A 19,534-nucleotide genomic window follows, 5' to 3' on the forward strand; every position below is an offset into this window, starting at 1 on the left:
CTTTTTGGCGTTAGTCAGCGATAGTCTTTTCCGAAGGTGATCGCCGCTCTTGCAGGTATTTTTTCCCAAGGTCGAGAATGTAGGCGGCGAGATCGTCCATCGCGGCCTCTGCCTGTATTTGTTGGCCCGCTTTAACCGCATCTAACAGAGCGCGGTGCAGCGCGATGATGCGCGCGCGCGAGCGACCTGAATATGTGATCATGTTCATCAGCGGTTGCATGGCTTCGACTGATGCGGCGAGCTGCCACGATAGAATGGGGTTCTGCGCTGCATCCACCAGCGCACGGTGGTAGCCCACGTCGGAAGCACAAAAGGACTCGTCACTGAGAAGCGGGTCGGCTTGTTTTTCGATCTCTTTCTCCATGAGTTCGAGATCAGCTTCCGAGCGCCGTGCGCAGGCCAAGGCAAGGCAAGCGCGCTCGAGAGTGAAGCGAGATTCACAGGCGGTTTCAAAGTCAATTGCGTTCATTGAGAGCAAAAGTGTTGCGGTTGTCGCCATTTGCTCTTGTGCTTGCGCGAAGCTGATTTTGTTCACGAAAGCGCCGCCGGTTGCGCCCCGTTGGGTTCGGATAAGGTTTTGCGCGGCGAGGCGCTTGAGTGCTTCACGCACCGTTGAACGAGAGACGTCAAATTTTGTCGCAAGGTCGGCTTCTGACGGAAGCCGTCCGTCCGCGGGCAGGTGACCTGAAACGATCGTTTCTTTGATTGCTTGCGCAATTTGAACGGAGAAATCTTTGCTCGTAACCAGTTGGGTCTTCATTCTAGTCGATCCTCATGCGTCATTTCGCAATATCCGAAAATTTCAATTGTCAGACATTTTTCAATTGTCAGACAATTATCGGTCGTTTACCACGGATAATACATTCGAGTCGCGGAACCAAGCCGGAAAAGCCGAAATGCAGGTGTTAGCAACATTTAGACGGATGGGCGCGCCGCATTGGCTCGGGCTATACGCGGTTGTCCTCGCGGCCTGGGCTGCGCTTTTTGCCATGCAGACCCCGGTTGAATTAAGAAATTTGGCTGATCTATACGGCGCGGATTTCTGGCGTGAGCTATGTACTGTGGAGGCCGGGTGGGCCGGTCTGCCCATCACTATTTTGATGTGGCTGCTGATGTCCGCAGCGATGATGGCCCCGACGGCAATTCCCGCGCTCGTCACTTGGGATGATCTGGTGATTTCTGGTGCTGCGCGCGGTTTTGGGGCGCTATTGTTCGGGTATTTGGCCGTTTGGGGTGGCTTCTCCGTTGTTGCTAGCATTTTGCAGGTCGTGCTGGCAGAATTCCAGCTGCTCGACGGCTTTGGAAAAAGCACGAATGATCTGGTCACCGCGAGCCTGCTTTTGATCGCTGGAGCTTACCAGTTTTCGGCGCTGAAAGAAGCCTGCCTGAGCAAGTGCCGCAAACCGCTTACCTTCTTTATGCAGTATTGGAATGAAGGTCCGTTGCGTATGGGGCTACGCCTCGGCGCTGTGTGCCTCGGATGCTGCTGGGCGCTGATGGTGCTTGCCTTCGTCGGAGGCACGATGAACCTCCTGTGGATGGGCGGTGCCATGATTTTGATGTTCTTGGAAAAAATGCCCGATATCGGGCGGTATCTGACACGACCCGTTGGACTTGCACTGATTGGTGCCGCTGGTCTGGTCTTGGTTTTTTGATCCGGAAGGAGAGACGGACATGAATGATGTAATGACTGCTGAGTTGGGCACGGTGCCTTGGTCGATCAAGGGTGAATTGATCCTGAACTGCAACTGTACCGTGTTTTGCCCCTGCGTGGTGAGCCTCGGTCAACACCCACCGACTGAAGGCTATTGCCAGGCGTGGTCCGGTGTTCGGATCGACGAGGGGCAATACGGAGATGTTGATCTCAGTGGCCTGAATGTTGGTTTGGTTCTGGAAATCCCAGGCCTGATGGCGCGAGGCAACTGGAAGGCCGCCGCCTATATCGATGACCGCGCAAGTGATGCCGCGTTCGATGCGCTTGTGGCGATTTTCTCCGGAAAAGCAAAGGGCACTACCGGCCTCTTCTCGATGCTGGTTTCCGAGTTCCTTGGCGCGGAACGGGCACCTGTCGTGTTTGAAAACGAAGGCAAGGCCCGTCGCTTGATGGTTGGTAAGTTCATCAAAGGCGAGGTTGTGCCGGTCGAAGGCGCACGCGAAGGCGAGGATATCGTCGTTCATAATACTCAGTATTGGATGGGACCGGATATCACCGTGGCAAAAGCAACGCAGGGTCGCGTGCGTGCGCACGGGCGCGTGTGGGATTTCGACGGGCGTTCCGCTGAAATCTGCCAGATCGATTGGAAGGGGCCCGGTCGCTAAAGCGCGGCCTTAAGGATAGGGACGATTTGAAATGGCAATGATTTCGCCATCTCGGCGCTTGCGCCGGACGCCATTCTCCGCAGGTGTGGAGCGCGAGGGTGTCAAAGCATACACCGTTTACAATCGCATGCTCTTGCCGACGGTTTTTGAATCTGTGGAGGCGGACTACCACCACCTGAAAAAGCATGTTCAGGTTTGGGACGTTTCCTGCGAACGGCAGATTGAACTTCGTGGTCCGGATGCGTCGCGCCTGATGCAGATGCTCACGCCGCGCGATCTGCGGGCCATGTTGCCGGGGCAGTGTTTTTACGTTCCGATTGTGGACGAAACCGGAGGCATGCTGAACGATCCTGTTGCGGTAAAGCTCTCTGAGGACCGCTGGTGGATTTCTATCGCCGATAGTGACCTGCTTTTCTGGGTAAAAGGTATTGCGCATGGCTACCGCCTAGATGTGCTGGTCGATGAGCCGGATGTGTCTCCCCTCGCTGTACAGGGGCCGAAAGCAGATGATCTTATGGCGCGGGTCTTTGGCGATTCCGTTCGGGACATTCGCTTCTTCCGCTTCGGCCATTTTGATTTCGAAGGTCATGATATGGTCGTCGCGCGATCAGGATATTCCAAACAAGGTGGCTTCGAAATCTATGTCCAAGACAGCGCAGCTGGTATGCCGCTTTGGGATGCTTTGTTTGCCGCTGGCCAGGATCTGGAAGTGCGCGCTGGGTGCCCGAACCTCATCGAGCGGATTGAGAGCGGCTTGCTGTCCTATGGCAACGATATGACCGACGATAATACCCCGCATGAGTGTGGATTGGGCAAGTTTTGTAATACCCACACCGCTATCGGTTGTATCGGCCGAGACGCGCTTCTGCGGGTTGCGAAAGAGGGACCGATCCAGCAAATTCGCCCGATTGAAATTTCTGGTGACCGTGTGCCGCCCTGTGACAGGGTTTGGCCGGCTTACGCGAATGGGAAGAAGGTCGGGCAGGTGACGTCGGCAACGTGGTCGCCTGATTTCAAGACGAACGTCGCAATCGGCATGATCCGCATGACCCATTGGGATGCCGATACGGTCATCGAAGTAGAGACACCTGATGGAATGCGCGCGGCGACTGTTCGCGAGACATTCTGGAATTAAGGAGAAATTCAATGTTCAAAGCATTGGTCGTCGAAAAGGACGATGAAGGAAAAACCCACGCTGCCGTGCGAGAGTTGGACGAAGCGCAGCTTCCCGATGGGGAAGTAACGGTATCGGTCGAATACTCAACGGTTAACTACAAAGACGGTCTGTGCGTGGGGCCGGGAGGTGGCTTGGTCCGGAATTATCCGCATGTGCCGGGGATCGACTTCGCGGGCACAGTCGCGGAATCCGATGACCCGCGTTATAAGGCAGGCGATGCTGTTGTCCTGACCGGTTGGCGTGTTGGAGAAGCGCACTGGGGCGGATATTCGCAAAAAGCTCGGGTGAAAGCAGATTGGCTTGTTCCGCTTCCGGAGGGCTTGGAGGCCCGTCAGGCGATGGCCGTCGGGACAGCAGGCTTTACAGCGATGCTCGCAGTCATGGCGCTCGAAGATCACGGAATGAAGCCTGAAAACGGCCCCGTTCTGGTGACTGGTGCAGCAGGTGGGGTCGGCTCGGTCGCAACAGCGATCCTTGCCAATCTGGGTTATGAGGTAGCAGCCGCCACGGGGCGGCCGGAAACTGAAGAGTATCTCAAACGCCTTGGCGCGAGCCGTATCGTCGCGCGTGACGAGATCAACGAGACAGTAAAGCGTCCGCTCGAGTCTGAAACTTGGGCTGGGTGTGTAGATGCCGTGGGCGGGGCAATGCTCGCGCGGGTGCTTGGCCAAATGAAATATGGCGCTTCTGTCGCGGCCGTGGGCCTTGCCGGCGGCGCGGGGTTGCCAGCAACTGTGATCCCTTTCCTTCTGCGTGGGGTCAACCTTCTTGGGATCGACAGCGTGCTGCAACCGTTCGAGAACCGTCAGCGCGCGTGGCAGCGGATTGTGACAGACCTGCCGATGGACAAGCTAGAGGCAATGGTGCAGCCAGCGACGCTTTCCGATCTTCCTGCATTGGGAGCTGATATCCTTAAAGGGAAGGTAAAGGGTCGCGTTGTTGTGGATGTAAACAGCTAACCGCGCGGCAAAAACTGGAGGAGGAGCCATGGGGTGGATGAGAGACGAGACGGGACTCGGGCGGCGCGAAGCCAACCATGTACCGCTTACACCGCTTTCACATCTGCGGAGAGCCGTTGAACTGTTTTCGGACAGGGAAGCGCTTGTCCACGGATCACTCCGGCTCTCCTACCTTGACTATTATCGACGGATCAGTCAGCTTGCTTCCGCTTTGCAGAAAAGCGGTGTGGCTTCGGGCGAGGTTGTGGCAGCGCTGTTGCCGAACATCCCCGCGCATGCCGAAGCCCATTTCGGTGTTCCTGCTTGTGGCGCTGTTCTGAACTCAATCAACACGCGCCTTGATCCTGAAACGATCGCTTACATTCTTGGCCATGGCGAGGCGAAAGTTGTTCTCGCTGATACAGAGTTGCTTCCAGTGGTGGAGTCTGCCCTCGCACAAATGGAAGGGTCTGTGCCGCGCATCATCGAAGTTTGCGACCAACAATCCGGCTTTCAACCTTCAGGGCGATACGTTGAGTATGAGACTTTCATTGCCGAAGGTGATCCGAAATTTCACTGGATCATGCCCAAAGACGAATGGGAAAGCCTATCGCTGAACTATACATCCGGCACGACAGGGCGCCCCAAGGGGGTCGTCTATCATCACCGTGGCGCTTATCTCATGACGATGGGAACGTTAGTCAGCTGGCAGATGACGCGACACCCACGATACCTGACCATTGTTCCGATGTTCCATTGCAATGGCTGGAACCACATTTGGATGATGCCCTTGGTGGCTGGGACCGTGATATGCTGTCGCCAACCGTCTGCGGCCGAGATCAATCGTTTGATCGACGCGGAGAATGTCACACATTTTGGCGGCGCCCCGATCCTTCTCAATATGCTGGCCAATGCACCTGAACACCAGCGCCGCAAATCCCAGCATATCGTTGAAGTTTTCACGGCAGGGGCTCCGCCGCCTGCCGCGACTCTGGCGGCTGTTGAACCACTTGGATTGAACGTGATGCAGGTCTACGGCCTGACCGAAACCTATGGCCACGTTACAGAGAGCCTTTGGCGCGGAGACTTGTGGAATAACGAGAATGACGAAGATAGGTTCCGCAGAAAGGCGCGGGCTGGAGTTCGTTTCCCCATGATGGAGGATGTCGCAGTGTTGGCTGAGGGCGGGCGACCTGTCTACCATGATGATGCAGACACTGGTGAGATCATGCATCGCGGCAACACCGTCATGAAAGGCTACCTCAAAGACCCCGAGGCGAGCGCAAAAGCCTTTGAAGGCGGGTATTTCCATTCGGGTGACTTGGCTGTGCGGGACAAGGACGGGTTCATTCGCATCGTTGACCGCGCAAAAGACATTATCATTTCCGGCGGCGAAAACGTGAGCTCGGTCAGCGTTGAGGATGTGATCACACGCCATCCGGCAGTCTCCCTCTGCGCGGTGGTGGCTAAGCCTGACGAGAAATGGGGCGAGGTGCCTTGTGCTTTCATCGAGCTCAAAAGCGGCGCTGAAGCAACGGATCAGGACATAATTAAGTTTTGTAGAGAGCGGCTCGCGGGTTTCATGACACCCAAAAAGGTCGTGTTTGGCGAACTACCAAAGACGGCCACCGGAAAAATTCAGAAATTCGAACTCCGGCAGGCCGCAAAGGCACTTTGAACAAAGCGACATTGTCGTTATTCGAAGAAGTCGGCTGAGAATAGAAAGCCGTAGAATTCGGCCGCCGCCAACGCACCTCGGTCATAGAGCTTGGCGTAATTGTTGCCCATGTCTTGGAATGCCATAAGCACCGCGCGCTCGGTCATCCTGCCCCATGTGGCGTCTATACGTCCTTGGTAATAGCCAAGGCGGTACAAGGTGTCTTGCAAAGCGTAGCGCTCGGACGCCGAAAGCAACTGAAATGCTCGGGCAAAATCGTTCCCAGAAATCAGGTTGCCTTTGCCGATGGAGGGCCGGGGAAGCGTATCTGAAATATACCGAAACTCCAGACGCTCCCAGCGGGAGGTTCCGTCAGGAACGCAGTTTGAGAAATTGGGGCGCCACCCTTCCAGGACAACATATGTCTCCGACACTACATCTCCATTCATTGGATAGGTCATCGGTAACGCGCATCGGGACGAGAACACACGCGCTGTACCAATGTATCTGTTTCCGATGCGCTGGCCATCAAACAACATGGTACCAGTCTGGACCCCGACGTCGCGCATGCCTTGTCTTGGGTCTTCGTAATAGAAAAAACGTTGCTGACCGTTCGCGACCAATCTCATGGTGCTCCCATTATGGTCCCAAAAGCTGTCTGCGGACACAGTCGTCGCTAAAAACGTTATCATGAGCAGGGCAATTATTTTCATCTGAACCTTCCGATCGCGATTTTGTCTCAATGTGACGCAAGGTTCTCGTGAGGCCATGGGGCATTGGAAGCAAGGTGGCTCACATTTGGATGACCTACGGCGCATCAGGATAAGTTTCGCTGAGATAAGAGACTGGAACGCCGGATCGTGACGCTGGGATTGTTGGAGGCGAGTACCGGACTCTTCTACATTTTCTTAAGTATCTGTTTTTATGAAATTTTATTTTTGACGTTGTTCCCACATGCGACCTTTTTTTGTTCCCTTTTGTTTTTTGGATTTAGACTGCGCCGTCACAGTTCTTGGTTCCTCAAGTTATCAGGTTATCGACGGCTCAGATCGCCAACGTGCTGTTGTGTTATACTCGAGCGGCGACCCCCCCAAGAAATAGTCTGATTAGCACCTACTTTGATGCGTTGTGACTTGCTTCCGCTTGTCTGGCGGTGCTGCGGCGCGGAATTGGGCCAACTTCAGAAAGGCGGAGTGTGGGGCCTCCCAACTGGAAATTGAACTCTCAAAGACGCCGATAAACGCGAACTGTCAACTTTGCTTGGTGGCATACCGCTTTTGGCTAGTTGCGCATGTCCTTAGGATCAAATTGATACATCCCTCTCAAGAGCTATGTTTGAAGAAAGAGTGTGTTGGGTGTACATGATGAAGATACTTCAGCTAGTTTCTTTGGTCGCCTCTCTAGGCGCACCACTCGCAGCAAAGGCGGAGGTTTTCACAACTGACCGCTCGTTGCGCGATTTTTCTTCGGTTCAAGTCTTATCTTTGGATGGCGCGAAGGGGGGCTGCTGGACCAATATGGGGGTGGCTGAAACTTACGCCGCAGACCGCCTTCGGTCGCGAGGGGCAAATGTCGTGATGGGTAAGCAGTATTACTCCACTCACCAGAACGGTCACGTGATCTTCCATATTGTCGTCGATGCTTCAAGGAATGGCCAATGGTGCTACGGTACATATGGCGTCACGATTCAAACGTTCCTCGAAGAGGGCGACCGGCAGCAACCAAACGTTGTCTACTCGGACCGCGGAGGTTACGCGATGGATCAGGGAAACTTTAACAACTATGTGTTGGACGTAATTTCTGACGCAATCAATGAGTGGTATTGATTGGAGCGTGAGCGATTTATGCGGCGGGCTTTACTCATTACTGTGACCCTCAGTGTCTGGTCCGGAAATGCACTTCTTGCTGACGGGGCAAAAAAAACATCAGACATTCTAATGTGCGCACCGAATGGCTCGGGTGAGCGAACCTTTTTCATGGATCCTTACATTTCCTCCGACTTCTGGAATACGGGCATCGGTTTGTCGTGGACTCTTCTAGTTTCCGCCAAGGAAGTGATAGCGGGTCAAGAATATCTTGTCGGTCAGTTGGTTAGTCCGCGAGGAAGTAGGCAGCCTAATGTTGGTTACGTGCTTGCTGAGGAATGGGACTGCGCAGAATCGGCCATTTCGTCAAACGGGTAGCGGTACCGGTCAGACGCAGGTTCGTTGAAATTTCCCAAATCCCACATGGGAAATGGTTGCAATTATTATTACCTCGATAAGATATATTTAAGCAGTTGGGGTTGGCAGAACCGTCGTGCGTTACATGTTGCGTGGTGTCAAAACCCAGCTGCAGTCAACATGTTGATTAAGACGGCCCCGAAAATGCGTAATGTATCTGGTTTATTTGTTCCGTTTTTTCACTTACGGCTTGCTTCGCAATAAATGAAAATCCACCAGGAAGTCCCTAGACCCCGAGACTGTTGTAGCTTTTTCGGACGTATCCGGTGTGCTTCGCACGACAACGACAACGCAATACGCAAGTCTCGCTACTTCCTCAGTTGAGCCAATTTCCTGAGCTACAGAAGGCAGTATTTATATCAGCATCGCAAGATTCCTAAACTTCGAAGCGAGCATGGCTAACTACGATGATGATTCAGACCTGTTCTTCCTCGATCCAACATCGCTCCCAGTTTGTGGAGATTTTCAGTTTCGAACCGTGTACAAAGGCACATTAACAATTGGTGTTGGGGACGAGGTAACTGTCAGCGCGTTCACATTCAATGGTGCGGACATCGGCTTAATTTCGGCCCTAACCTCCGACGGTAAATACACGATCGTATCCGGACTTGAGCCTTCGAACATTCCGCCCACAGGATTTGATTATGCGGGTCAGTACTTGGTGGCGGCTATCGATAATTCCCTCCAGGAAGGTGGGACTTTTGACCTTGCTCTAGATTTCGAAAATGGTTCAGGCACGCTCTCTGCAACTTCTGCTTGAACCTCTCTATCAGGGAACATTGACGTAGATGTAGCAACAGGTGAGATGTCAATCTGAACTCTAGTAATGATTGCACCGCCGTTTAGTGGTGACGCAAGCGCAACCTTCGAAGGAAATCTACATGAGGCGGCAGCGAGTAGCGTTTCCGGACTACCCTATGATGCGGAAGGGACTTCTCCAAGCGTAACCGGCGCAATTATTGGCGCGCGGCAGGGGTTAACTGTCAGTCGAATGGTAAATCTGGGCGCCGGTAGGCTGAACCAAGTGCTTGACGTTGGTTGCCCCTATGCTCGTTCACTGAACTCTAAAAAACCGTACCGTATATGGCGAAGCCGGAAGGCGAGCCTCTGAGGTTAAACATTAGTTAAGGTCCACCTATTATTTAATAGTCTTAAGTATAAAGCTTAAGAGAGATACTCTCCTCTTAAATCATCACCTTTAAACAAATCATCAGTAGGTATCTCTTCAGCAACTTCACATTTAAGAGGGACGAGGACGTTTAAACCGCTCATGTTGTAGCAGTATTCCCTGATGGTTTCGCGATAGACCTTTGCGGCTTCTTTCGCGTCGGCGAGCTTTACCATCAGGCAGTCATGAACCGGGTAAGCAGGGATGCCTTGCTCATGGAGCCTTTCAATCGCTTGCATTGTCATCTCGGATTCATGAAAGCTCAAGAAACCCGCACCATTGATGTAGCCATCCAATTGACCGTTATTGTCGTATCTTGGCTCCAGTTTATTCAAGGCCGGTATCACGTCTTTGAGGTGAGCTTTGAATAGGTCCCACTCTTTTTTACTGACCTCCGTCGATGCGACCAAATCATCCGTCGGATTAGACTTATTTGGATCGCCAGAACCGATCATTTCCATCACGGCAGCCTTCGCAATAAGGCGAGTACGTTTGGTAGGTTCGATTTTTGCTTCGCCTGAGTCGTAAAATTCTTCGAGGTACTGGTCCCATGCGGCTTCATCGTAGAAGGTCAGGCCGGTCAACTGTAGGTAGGGATCGTGCCAAGTTCCGTGGTCTGAAACATTCTTCATACGAATCCCAAGCAAACAACTCAGTAGCGTTGGCTGAGAGGCGCGTATGTCCAACTCGCAGATCGGTTCGCCATCGATTGTGCACTGAAGCCGCTCACCTTCTTTGTTGTTGAGCATGGTCCATGCCCCATAGAGGCGTCCGCCTGACGTGAAACTCCCATCATGGAATATGCGTGTCGCAGAGGCCGCCACAGAGCCATTAGGAAGTTCTATGGGATGATCTCGCCAATAGCTGTTAAGCCGCTCCATGCGACTCTCGGAGGCTCTCAGGGCCTCTCCATCAACTCCTCCTACTTGAGTTCGATTGAAGAAGGGTTTCGGCTTTCGATCCTTTTCCCTTGTCGCTTTTTGCTGTCGTGTTTCAGGCTTGTTGACCTTCACAAGAGGACGTCCAACGTCAATAAATTGTGCCTGATCAATTCCCGATGGGAGGTTATCCCGGACGAGTTGGTACATTGTCATCTTCGGATCACTATGCCATCGCTCGCTCTCATCTTGGAACAACCCACTATCGCCAGACCCCTCAACCAATTGACCATTGAAGTGAGCTACAAAATCTTTGGCGACGTTTCTCCAAATGACACGGCCAATCTTTGGATACAGCGACCAAGCACCCGATCGCAGCCTAATGCCGAGGTACTGAGGGGCGCAGCTACGTCGAAATCTGGTCGCTCTTTCACTTGCCATTAGCAGTGACGACAATGCCACGCGATACTTCTCAGATTTTGGGCCAGTGAGGGGGTAACCTAAGACCCTCAAAAGGTCGTCGACCATTACCACAGCTGTTTCGTTGTAAGGTAGCCATATGGGAACTGCAGGATGTAGCCCGTACTTTTGTTCAGTTTCGTCTGACATTTGCCCTCTGACGTTCAATCTGAATGTTTCAGATCAGACTGAAACGGAACGCCTCATTAATCCAGCCTCCACTTTATGGTCTGGCACTAAATGGTTAGCGAGGAATACGACACGACATAATCAAGATGTAGTCTCCCAGAGGCAATTGTAACAATATGTGGATGTCGCAGAGCTACTTGCTACCTTGCCGCTCCATTTCTACTGGGGGGATGAGCACACAGCGAAGCTGAGAAGGGTGTGGGTGAGTAACGCAACTTCACCATGTGCTCTATGCTGAGGCTATCAACCAATTCCCATCGTGGGGGTTCTCGGTCGCGTTGTGTTTGAGTGCATTTGGGAGCCGCTTCATACGAGAGTATGTTTCGCCTTTCAAATTGGTAACCGGTCTCGAACTTTTCAGTGTGACTTTGCAGTGTCTCAGGAGCCAACCATACAAGGTATCTTTGGGTGAATTTACTACGTAGGGGTTTCCACGCGAACTATGTCCCGACGGACTAACTAAGGTGAGTAATCTGCCGTCATTGGTAGGTATGGTTTTGTTGTTTGGACTGCTTAGGTATTATCAATAGAGTAAGGTCTAATGGGACCTCTCATATCGACCACTATTTGGCAAAATTCCTATCATACGGGTTGATTTTATTATGAGAAAATGTGACCCTCACAGGGTCTTAAATATGTAGGAGAATTGCTGTGCTCATTGGATATGCTAGAACGTCTACTGTGGATCAGGACTATGGCCTGGAAGCCCAAAAGGATGAACTGCAAGCCTACGGAATTGGGGAATTATATCATGAAAAGGTGAGCGCGGTGGACAGCAACAGGGCGGAACTGAAGTCTGCTATCAAATCCCTCCGCAAAGGTGACAAGCTGGTCGTAACCAAGTTGGATCGACTTGCTCGTAGCGTGAGGCACTTGGGGGAGCTTTTAGAGTCTCTAGAAGCAAAGGGTGCTGGTCTTGTCGTTCTGTCGATGGGTGGTCAGCAGGTCGACACCACTACAGCAACAGGCAAACTCATTCTCACCATGCTCGGGTCTGTAGCTGAGTTCGAACGCAACCTAATGAAGGAACGCCAGAAGGCAGGCATAGAGAAGGCCAAGGCACAAGGTAAGTACAAGGGTCGCATCCCTACAGCCAAGCGACAGGCCGACAAGGTTCTAGCACTCAAGGAAGCTGGAGTCTCTCGTCAACAGATCATGGAGCAGCTTGGTATCTCACAGGCTTCCTATTATCGGATTGTAGCTTCAACTTGATCAACGGTTGTAATGACGTCGTGACACTTCAGTGGGTATCACAAGTAGCTTCTAAGAGGGTTCTACTAAGGCGGGGCAGGTTCGGCAGTAGGTACTTGGGTCCCTCCAGATTTCAAGCAATGAACCAGAGGCACCGCTGTTTGGGCGGCTATATTCGGAACTCAGATTTTGGTTTCAGCACTTGCCCGAAGGCGTCTAAGCGCGGCATCCCTTGGCCGCAAAGCACCTTAACCTGCCGTAATTTCGTGACAATCTCTTCAGGCTTATGTCGTTTGATACCCATATCTGATCCTCCGTTTCCTAAATATACGGGCGGACCACTTCATGGGGGGAGGATCAAGTGCCTTTCAAAAACGTCGTATTGAAAAAAGAAAAACTTGCCGAACGATGAAATTGGCCAGTTCTTTGTGGCGCGACTAACTGAAGGAAAACATCTGCTCAAAGGCTATGAACGGCACTTGCGCGGTCTCCCAGCTACCGCTCCGTCTGTTTTCAGGTACATGAGGTCTCATGTCTTCAACACCGATAACGGCAAGCTTCGGTTGGTGTGAAGCAGTGTTCCAAAGGTGAAATGAATAGCGTTCTGATTTGTCGGCTGTTTCCCACTCATTTCGTGTGAGGTACAAGGTCGCTTCTCTCAGTGGTCTTTCGGAGCACTTGCACTCGACTTTCATCGGTGCGGTGTCGCTAGCAGACGCCATTGAAAGGAGATCGTAACCAAATTCATCGCTATCCAATGCGACCCATCTAGGCTTCTTTCCAGTTCGCTTCGTCTCATATACTATGCTTAGTCTCTCGCCTGTTCTGCCAACTTCAGTCCGGTTCCTGTCTTTGTCGCCGCGAACGCGATCCGCTATTTCATCCCAGAAGCGGACTACCTCGTCGTGCTCGCCCTCAGCCAATTCTGCTTCATGTAGCAACTGCGCTATTTCAGGTGGAGCCTGAAGTAGAACGTGAATTCGACCGCGGCGTGCCAATTGTAGCCAGGGATCTTGTCTCAAGAGGAAATAGTCTGTAAGCAGGAAGCGCAGCTGTTCAGTTGCATGGTTTAGCTCAAGACATTCTTGTCCACGGTGGGCGATCGAGACCCTCCCGTCGGAACCTTCTGTGATCCAGCCGAGTGCACTTACGTTCTCCATGACACTATGAGCGCTTGTAGAAGAAAAACGTAGGCTCTTGAGTTCGGATACAAACATGTTTTGTTCGCAAACTTCCGCGAGAAAATCGATGCATGCATAAGCTGTGCTAGGGGTAAGTAGTGCAGGCCTCATTTGGGGCTAAGGGCCTCCACAAGTGCCTCCACATCTCCTTTGTCCAGGCCCGCACTGTCCACTTCCTGCTCCATCTCTTCTGTTTCCCAAACAGGTGAGATGTTCAGTGAGTGATCGCGCAGGACTTGAGCCATTGCAGATACCTTGCTCTCGAGGCGAAGCCTAACTGTCTCATCAATTGTTCCTTGGCACTCAACAACTTCGAGAGTGGTCGCAATATCAGGCGGCAGACCAAGTCTGTGAATTCGGTCTTCAGATTGTAGATATTGGGCCGCATTGAAATTTCGATCGAGATAGATTGCGTGATGGCAAACGCGATGAAGGCTTATCCCTTCGCTTGCGGCGGCTGGATTTGCGATCATGACTTGCGCGTGAGCGTCATCATGAAACTTCTTGATCTTGCCCTCTCTCGTATCCTCATCTTCGTCGCTCCCGGCGTCAACACCGCCGTGAATGTACACAGCCCCAAGATCTCGAAGGCATTCTGAGAGGTATTCCACGTTCTTAACAAAAGAAGACCAAATCAGAACTTTGTGGCCTTGCTTGGTGAGCTCTCTCGTCCGACCGATTACATACCTGATCTTTGGGCCTTCACCCTCGCTCAAAGCATTAGTCAGCTCTGAGGCGTAACGAAACTCTGGTTTGTCCGCGAGCAGCGCAGGATTGGACACAAACTGCAGTACTGTTGCGACGGAACGCCCAAACCTGCGCAGTGCGCCCTTAGTGCTATCGGTTAATGCTCGTTCAGCCTCACGAGCCAACTCACTTTTTAAGAGCGAGTATAGCTTCTCCTGGTGTGGATCCATCGGAAGGGGTTTCACCTTCCTCAAAGGGGGGCGTAATCCTAGTTCATCTTTTGAGGTTCTAACGTAAACCCGCTGAATGCGATCTACTACATTCTCGGCTGAAGCGCTTACTTCGGGGAAAAGAAATCTGAATTGTGGAACTAGGTCTTCAGTTGACTGTGGCATTGGCGTGCCGCTTAGTATCAGTTTTCCTTTCGGCAAATGCGACATGGTCAATATCGCTTGGGATTGCTGACTGTCGATATTTTTGATCCGATGGCTTTCGTCCAGAAAAACAAACGGTTGGGTCCTACTAATGTGCTCGGCGACCCGGTCTCGCACTCTCACTAGCTGCTGATACCCTATTAACATGAGCTTCGGGTTGTCCGAGAGTTGCCGGGGGATTTGATCGGTTTTCCGGAGCCTTTCAAACTTTCCTGAGCTATCGGGAAAACACTGGGCGTATTGCTCGTCCCAAGCAGCAAATGCGTTTTTTGGTGCAACAACAAGGAGGCCAGTACCCTCCTCTGCGGTAAGTGCGTAAAAGGCCAGTGCTTCCGTTGTCTTACCAGCGCCAGGCACTGAAAAAGTCGCTCCACTAGACCTCGCTATGAGCTTGGTAACATTCCTAGCCTGTTCTGTGGTTAATTCTCGCTGGAAGCCTACCGCTTCCAATCGTTCCTTAAGCTCTCTCTCGCTTAAGTTCTGTGCGGTTTCAGACAGGAAACTCTCTTGCATCCTGCGAGACTCGTTGAGGCGAGCAACAGCTTGTTCGGAGATCCCAAAGTCATCTCCAGCCTTCAAACCGAAAGCTGAAATTACGCTTAGCACTTCTCCTCGAACGGCAAGAAATGTCCACCACGGCAAGGTAAGCGCGTTCGAACTGTTTAGCTCGGCTGAATCGGAGGCCTCCAAACAGATCGAAATAATCAGCTTTTGCCATTTCTGCTGGGCATCTTCTTCGGACCAGCGAAGCAGCGCGAGCCCTTGTTTCTCAACATAGTCGAACGAGAGCAATTCAGTTCTTCCGCTGCGCTATGAATTCGCGAATGCGTAAAATCGAAGCCTCCATGGCCTCCAACTGTTTCTCAGCGCCCTCAATCTCGGCTTCGGGGGTAAGGCCTAGATTCAAGGCGTCGTTCAGTGCAGTGCGAGACTTATGCAGCTGTTTGATGAAGTACTTTGCCTTTGCTTCTTCGCCGACTTTCTCTTTTTCGGACTTCAGTGTCTCCACGATCACATCTTGCGCCTTACTTATTGTCGCAGGAGAGGCGAAGATGCTAGCCACTAGCTCCATATCGGTAACCTCAGTCGAGTTCGTTTCGCCACCACCAAAGGCGAGCAGCGCTTGATCGTCCGGGTATTTGGTATCTTCGTCTGAGAACACCAATCGTAGCTCATCCTTTACCGAGCCAAGGTGTTTCCCTAGCTTTGGAATGAAGGTGTACAGGCGTTCTTCAGCAGCGTCGGGATCATCTATGTAGTGAAAGGCCAACTCCTTCAGAACTTCACGATCCGCCAAGCTCTTCTGTTCCTTCATCGTCTTATTGAGGCGTTTGAACGTGTGCTCGGTCTCGTTCAAAAGCGACCACATGTTCTTTTTCCCGCGAGCCGAAAGATACTCTGCCCCCAACTCTCTTATTTCAAAGAGCTCATCGATATCCTTCTTCTTCTTCCTGTATTGTCGCGAGAGCTCGGTGGTTGAGTAGCCAAACCTTCTCTGCTTCTCCTTGAACATCTTAGCTTCAGCGTGCCATGTATAGTCGCTTCGAATGTCTTTCTCGATCTGAAGGCGCGACTCAATGGCATCAAGTTCTTTATCCTCGCATTTCGGTAGGACAACGACGTCAACATGGCTGAAGTGCGAGTATTTTTCTTCATTCGAATAATACAACTCGCGCCAGCTACATAGACGGCGGTTGCCATTAATCACAAATCCACTCTCATCAAGCAGGATTGGTTCAACTTGCTTATTCGTAGGGTCGCGGAATTTCTCGGACAGCCCTTCTTCACCAATCATTTCGCTAAGGATTTGGTGCTGAGCCTCCTGAAGAATATACAATTCCGGGTCACCATCAGTGAAGAAATTCTCGTCTTTTCCGTTGACTACAACCCATTCCTCTTGAATCGACGATGTCCTCCCATTCGCAATTCTGTATTTGGGTAAGCCAATTTCCACCCGGAGAATGGGCAGACTTATTGTTTGTCCTTTAAAGTTCTCAATTCTGTGAGAGTCTCGGCCCTTTTCTTTGGCTTCTTTGGTGAGATCAGAGAACGACTGCCGCCTAGCTGGAAGTGGCCAACCAAATTTCTTCTCTGCCAGAGGTGATCTCTCTATTTCATTCATTATTCGGCCTCACTGAAAGGAAACAATGACTAGTGGCATGTGGATGACCTTGCGAAAAATTACCAACTCTCCCTCGAGCCGGTCTGAATTGGCGAGATTGTCGCCCAAAATTCGGGCTGCAACCGCCGTTGGCAAGATGAGCACGCCCACATCAATTAGGCCGTCCAAGTACATCTGCTGGAGCTTTATGAGATCAGCGTACATTCTTGACATGTTGCCTGCAGTCTGGATGCCGAGTCCCACACGGTTTTTTTGCGAAGCAATCGTGATCTTGGACCCGTGCGCCACCTGAACCTTATCGGTCCATCCCTGATCTTTTAGCCTATCTAAGACCTCATTTCGGAGTTCGGTGCCAGAACCTCTCTCTATTGGGGTCTTACAGTGCTTTATGGCATTAAGAATTTCTTCCCGCTCCACAGAGGGTAGGGCCTCACTGCCCACGAGATGAGAGTATTGATGCGTTTCCATCGACGTAAGTTGCTCTCTTCACTGATGTCTGTCCGAGAATACACGCCGCTGAGTGAAACGCCATCCCCGGATTGTCAGCCAACCAGGCCCACTACCCAACTTAGATTGGAGGTGGCGGCACATTGGTGTTGAGCAACTAGGACTAACCTTCGGTCAAGCAGTGAGTTCTCTTGTCTTGCGTTCGAAGTTGCCAAAAGCGGCCATCCTGATAGCGTGCATGCCAATAATCCATTTAGGAAGTCCAGTTGTGAAGCGCGCTGAGAACAGTGGTGTACGGCTTAGTTCGGCAGATGCCGCGATTGTGAAAGGGATGCTGATCAGAGGTGATCGACAGCATGACATCGCCTCTTGGTTCGGAGTGAATGGTGGGCGAATTGGAGAAATCAGTAAGGGCCACAAGTTCTTCGACGTTCCTCCTCAAACACATGGACTGCCGCGGCCGGGACCTTACATGTCTGGAAAGGCATCGGATTCCTTAGTTGGCGAGTGTCGGCGTCTTAGAAGCAAGGTACGTAAGCTACTTTCCGATTGCTCTTTGGGGCCTGAGGCAAAGTCCATCGCAACCAGCATGATGGAGCAACTGGACGGGATCATTGATGATTGAACGGCGCTTGGCAATTGTCGCACACCGCCTCATCAAACGCACATTCAACCGCGCCTCGGAGAGTAGAAGTGGTGTACATCTTGTGCGCTCAGTTGTAACTACTGGATCTTCTTGTGGTAGCGTGCTAAAAATTGGAAAACGTAGGAGTGAGGGGCCGAGTGCGGGTTATTGATTTATACGCAGGTGTGGGCGGTTGGTCGGTAGGCCTAAAGCTCGCAGGCTTCGATGTCGTCAGATCGTATGAATGGTGGCAAGCAGCTGCGAATACCCATCGGTCCAACTGTGGTTCAACGGTTGAGGTAATTGATATAAGAACCCTGGACACGAGCACCTTACCCAGCGACATTGATCTCGTAGTCGGCAGCCCACCCTGCACACAGTTCTCGTATTCCAACCGCGGCGGGTCCGGTGATGTTGAGGACGGATTGCTAGACATCGCAAAGTTTTTGAGCGTGGTTAGGGCCTGCAAACCTAAAGCCTGGGCCTTTGAAAATGTACCCCGTGTTAAGTCGGTGCTTGAGAAAGAGATACAGCCTGGCGGTTCGTTGAGTAGTTTTGCTGATCTGTTTGATGACGCCAAAGTTGAGATATTTGATTTCGCAGATTTTGGTCTTCCTCAACGCCGAAGGCGCTGCATTGCAGGAAACTTCGATTTCAATCTCCTTAAGTCATATTCTCGGAATTCGAGCCATCCAACCCTAGGGGACGTGGTTTATAAGCTAAGCATTGGCCGTGAGCCCATCTTCAAGGATTCACTCAAAGATGAGGTGACCGATAATGACCCAGAAGAGCCGCTAAATTGGGAGGAGCATCGCTTCAACAGAGACATGAAGGTCGCACATCCAGTCTACAACGGCATGCCCTTCCCAGACCCGCTGGATCGATCGAGCAGAACGGTGACCGCGACATGCACCAGAGTTTCTCGCGAGAGCCTAATCATCAAAGATGATAACGTCGGAGGGTACCGCAGGCTGTCAGTGCGAGAAAGAGCTTCACTACAAAGTTTCCCAATCAGCTTTCAGTTTCTTGGCTCAAGTCACTCTCAAAAATTGAAAATGATTGGAAACGCTATTCCGCCCCTATTTACCTACATGGTAGGGGAAGCGGTAAAAGGTACGTCCAAAGATAAGCTGGTTCCAGTAGATGAGCTTGACGCTAATTCTTTGGTATCTGCCACTGACAGCATTACCACCAAACCCGACAATTCTGGGAGAACGTATCCGGAGAATAGGCGGTTTAGGTTCAGTATACCCAATCTACGCTTCAAGAGTGGAACACGCTTTGAGCTTGCCAACATTGACGGACCAACGAGTTGGGCTGTGTGTTTTTACTTTGGAGACTCAAAGAGAATACAAAAGCGTCAATTCACGCTGAACGATGTTGAATCCTCCGTCCGTGGCTGCTCTTCGGATTTGCGCGAGCTACTCAAGTCGACCATGGATGATTTCAGAAAATGTGACTTCTGGGGTGAACTAGCGGGTCTTCAGGAGACATGGAGCCACCGTTCTAATGGTCTCCATCCTTTCAATTTGATCGATGCATTTGGCGAATTTGCCGAACGACATGCACAGAATGACGCGTGGATTTCGCTAGATGAATATGACGTAAAGAGATACGTAACATCAATTGTTTACTCGAATGATACCATCCGAGGATTGGCAATCCAGAAAATTGAGAACTATGCAAAAATGATAGCCATTGGTTCAGTGGTAGCCGCTCACGCCAACCAAGAGTTCTCGAAAGTTTTTCAATCTGTTGCCGCCTAGGTATTGATCTCTATTTGCTACATTGGCGTCTTCTTCTAAGTCATCGGCGAACTGTTGAGCGCTCGCTTCAATAA

At 51.6% G+C, this 19,534-nt stretch carries 16 protein-coding genes; 9 read left to right on the forward strand and 7 right to left on the reverse strand.

Translation table 11 applies throughout. The annotated features are described in order from the left end of the window. Window positions 1-10: 10 nt before the first annotated feature. Entirely contained in the window at window positions 11-760 is a 750-nt protein-coding gene (locus AB1E42_RS05920) for a FadR/GntR family transcriptional regulator (RefSeq protein WP_368346065.1), read from the reverse strand. Window positions 761-896: 136 nt separating this feature from the next. On the opposite strand from AB1E42_RS05920, the gene AB1E42_RS05925 reads away from it, so the two are divergent. The 5 genes from AB1E42_RS05925 to AB1E42_RS05945 are packed head-to-tail and all read left to right on the forward strand — an operon-like array spanning window position 897 to window position 6,112. Beyond that, the gene (locus AB1E42_RS05925; protein ID WP_368346066.1) at window positions 897-1,655 is read left to right on the forward strand and encodes a DUF2182 domain-containing protein; all 759 of its coding nucleotides are present in this window, start codon (window positions 897-899) and stop codon (window positions 1,653-1,655) included. 19 nt (window positions 1,656-1,674) lie between these two features. Further along, entirely contained in the window at window positions 1,675-2,319 is a 645-nt protein-coding gene (locus AB1E42_RS05930) for a DUF1326 domain-containing protein (RefSeq protein ID WP_368346067.1), read from the forward strand. 31 nt (window positions 2,320-2,350) lie between these two features. Beyond that, window positions 2,351-3,454: a dimethylsulfoniopropionate demethylase gene (locus tag AB1E42_RS05935; protein WP_368346068.1), complete on the forward strand. Its 1,104-nt coding sequence runs from the start codon at window positions 2,351-2,353 to the stop codon at window positions 3,452-3,454. Window positions 3,455-3,465: 11 nt separating this feature from the next. Further along, a complete protein-coding gene (acuI, locus tag AB1E42_RS05940) occupies window positions 3,466-4,455 on the forward strand; it encodes an acryloyl-CoA reductase (RefSeq protein WP_368346069.1) in 990 nt (329 codons plus the stop codon). Between the two features lie 28 nt (window positions 4,456-4,483). After that, complete coding sequence (locus AB1E42_RS05945) at window positions 4,484-6,112, forward strand: AMP-binding protein (RefSeq protein WP_368346070.1); 1,629 nt, start codon at window positions 4,484-4,486, stop codon at window positions 6,110-6,112. Between the two features lie 17 nt (window positions 6,113-6,129). Here the strand turns inward: AB1E42_RS05945 and AB1E42_RS05950 are convergent, their stop codons facing one another. Next, window positions 6,130-6,804, reverse strand: coding sequence for a peptidoglycan-binding domain-containing protein (locus AB1E42_RS05950; RefSeq protein ID WP_368346071.1), 675 nt, complete (start codon window positions 6,802-6,804; stop codon window positions 6,130-6,132). Between the two features lie 648 nt (window positions 6,805-7,452). On the opposite strand from AB1E42_RS05950, the gene AB1E42_RS05955 reads away from it, so the two are divergent. After that, window positions 7,453-7,917, forward strand: coding sequence for a hypothetical protein (locus AB1E42_RS05955; RefSeq protein WP_368346072.1), 465 nt, complete (start codon window positions 7,453-7,455; stop codon window positions 7,915-7,917). A gap of 790 nt (window positions 7,918-8,707) precedes the next feature. Further along, window positions 8,708-9,073 carry a hypothetical protein gene (locus AB1E42_RS05960; protein WP_368346073.1) on the forward strand — a complete coding sequence of 122 codons (366 nt, stop codon included), beginning with the start codon at window positions 8,708-8,710 and terminating at the stop codon, window positions 9,071-9,073. A 404-nt stretch (window positions 9,074-9,477) separates the two neighbouring features. Here the strand turns inward: AB1E42_RS05960 and AB1E42_RS05965 are convergent, their stop codons facing one another. Next, window positions 9,478-10,569: a hypothetical protein gene (locus tag AB1E42_RS05965; protein WP_368346074.1), complete on the reverse strand. Its 1,092-nt coding sequence runs from the start codon at window positions 10,567-10,569 to the stop codon at window positions 9,478-9,480. A gap of 1,089 nt (window positions 10,570-11,658) precedes the next feature. Here AB1E42_RS05965 and AB1E42_RS05970 point away from each other — a divergent pair. Continuing rightward, entirely contained in the window at window positions 11,659-12,219 is a 561-nt protein-coding gene (locus tag AB1E42_RS05970; protein WP_368346075.1) for a recombinase family protein, read from the forward strand. A 416-nt stretch (window positions 12,220-12,635) separates the two neighbouring features. Here AB1E42_RS05970 and AB1E42_RS05975 read toward each other — a convergent pair whose 3' ends face one another. The 4 genes from AB1E42_RS05975 to AB1E42_RS05990 form a co-directional block, all read right to left on the reverse strand. Continuing rightward, window positions 12,636-13,415, reverse strand: a complete 780-nt coding sequence (locus AB1E42_RS05975; protein ID WP_368346076.1) for a DUF3883 domain-containing protein — start codon at window positions 13,413-13,415, stop codon at window positions 12,636-12,638. 71 nt (window positions 13,416-13,486) lie between these two features. Further along, complete coding sequence (locus AB1E42_RS05980) at window positions 13,487-15,292, reverse strand: DEAD/DEAH box helicase (protein WP_368346077.1); 1,806 nt, start codon at window positions 15,290-15,292, stop codon at window positions 13,487-13,489. A 1-nt stretch (window position 15,293) separates the two neighbouring features. Next, complete coding sequence (locus AB1E42_RS05985; protein ID WP_368346078.1) at window positions 15,294-16,622, reverse strand: hypothetical protein; 1,329 nt, start codon at window positions 16,620-16,622, stop codon at window positions 15,294-15,296. Window positions 16,623-16,631: 9 nt separating this feature from the next. Then, window positions 16,632-17,090 carry a BglII/BstYI family type II restriction endonuclease gene (locus AB1E42_RS05990; RefSeq protein WP_368346079.1) on the reverse strand — a complete coding sequence of 153 codons (459 nt, stop codon included), beginning with the start codon at window positions 17,088-17,090 and terminating at the stop codon, window positions 16,632-16,634. A 762-nt stretch (window positions 17,091-17,852) separates the two neighbouring features. Between AB1E42_RS05990 and AB1E42_RS05995 the strand changes: the two genes are divergently transcribed. After that, entirely contained in the window at window positions 17,853-19,460 is a 1,608-nt protein-coding gene (locus AB1E42_RS05995; protein ID WP_368346080.1) for a DNA cytosine methyltransferase, read from the forward strand. Window positions 19,461-19,534 lie beyond the last annotated feature (74 nt).

The sequence above is a fragment of the Pelagovum sp. HNIBRBA483 genome (genome assembly GCF_040931995.1).
Taxonomy (GTDB): Bacteria; Pseudomonadota; Alphaproteobacteria; order Rhodobacterales; family Rhodobacteraceae; genus JAEPMR01.

What these genes read in the sequence shown, in the direction of transcription:
- AB1E42_RS05975 (WP_368346076.1), bottom strand. Translation starts at nt 13,415, where the DNA reads ATGTTTGTATCCGAACTCAAGAGCCTACGTTTTTCTTCTACAAGCGCT.
- AB1E42_RS05990 (WP_368346079.1), bottom strand. Translation starts at nt 17,090, where the DNA reads ATGGAAACGCATCAATACTCTCATCTCGTGGGCAGTGAGGCCCTACCC.
- AB1E42_RS05935 (WP_368346068.1), top strand. Translation starts at nt 2,351, where the DNA reads ATGGCAATGATTTCGCCATCTCGGCGCTTGCGCCGGACGCCATTCTCC.
- AB1E42_RS05950 (WP_368346071.1), bottom strand. Translation starts at nt 6,804, where the DNA reads ATGAAAATAATTGCCCTGCTCATGATAACGTTTTTAGCGACGACTGTG.
- AB1E42_RS05965 (WP_368346074.1), bottom strand. Translation starts at nt 10,569, where the DNA reads ATGTACCAACTCGTCCGGGATAACCTCCCATCGGGAATTGATCAGGCA.
- AB1E42_RS05945 (WP_368346070.1), top strand. Translation starts at nt 4,484, where the DNA reads ATGGGGTGGATGAGAGACGAGACGGGACTCGGGCGGCGCGAAGCCAAC.
- AB1E42_RS05955 (WP_368346072.1), top strand. Translation starts at nt 7,453, where the DNA reads ATGATGAAGATACTTCAGCTAGTTTCTTTGGTCGCCTCTCTAGGCGCA.
- AB1E42_RS05960 (WP_368346073.1), top strand. Translation starts at nt 8,708, where the DNA reads ATGGCTAACTACGATGATGATTCAGACCTGTTCTTCCTCGATCCAACA.
- AB1E42_RS05985 (WP_368346078.1), bottom strand. Translation starts at nt 16,622, where the DNA reads ATGAATGAAATAGAGAGATCACCTCTGGCAGAGAAGAAATTTGGTTGG.
- AB1E42_RS05920 (WP_368346065.1), bottom strand. Translation starts at nt 760, where the DNA reads ATGAAGACCCAACTGGTTACGAGCAAAGATTTCTCCGTTCAAATTGCG.
- AB1E42_RS05925 (WP_368346066.1), top strand. Translation starts at nt 897, where the DNA reads ATGCAGGTGTTAGCAACATTTAGACGGATGGGCGCGCCGCATTGGCTC.
- AB1E42_RS05930 (WP_368346067.1), top strand. Translation starts at nt 1,675, where the DNA reads ATGAATGATGTAATGACTGCTGAGTTGGGCACGGTGCCTTGGTCGATC.
- acuI (WP_368346069.1), top strand. Translation starts at nt 3,466, where the DNA reads ATGTTCAAAGCATTGGTCGTCGAAAAGGACGATGAAGGAAAAACCCAC.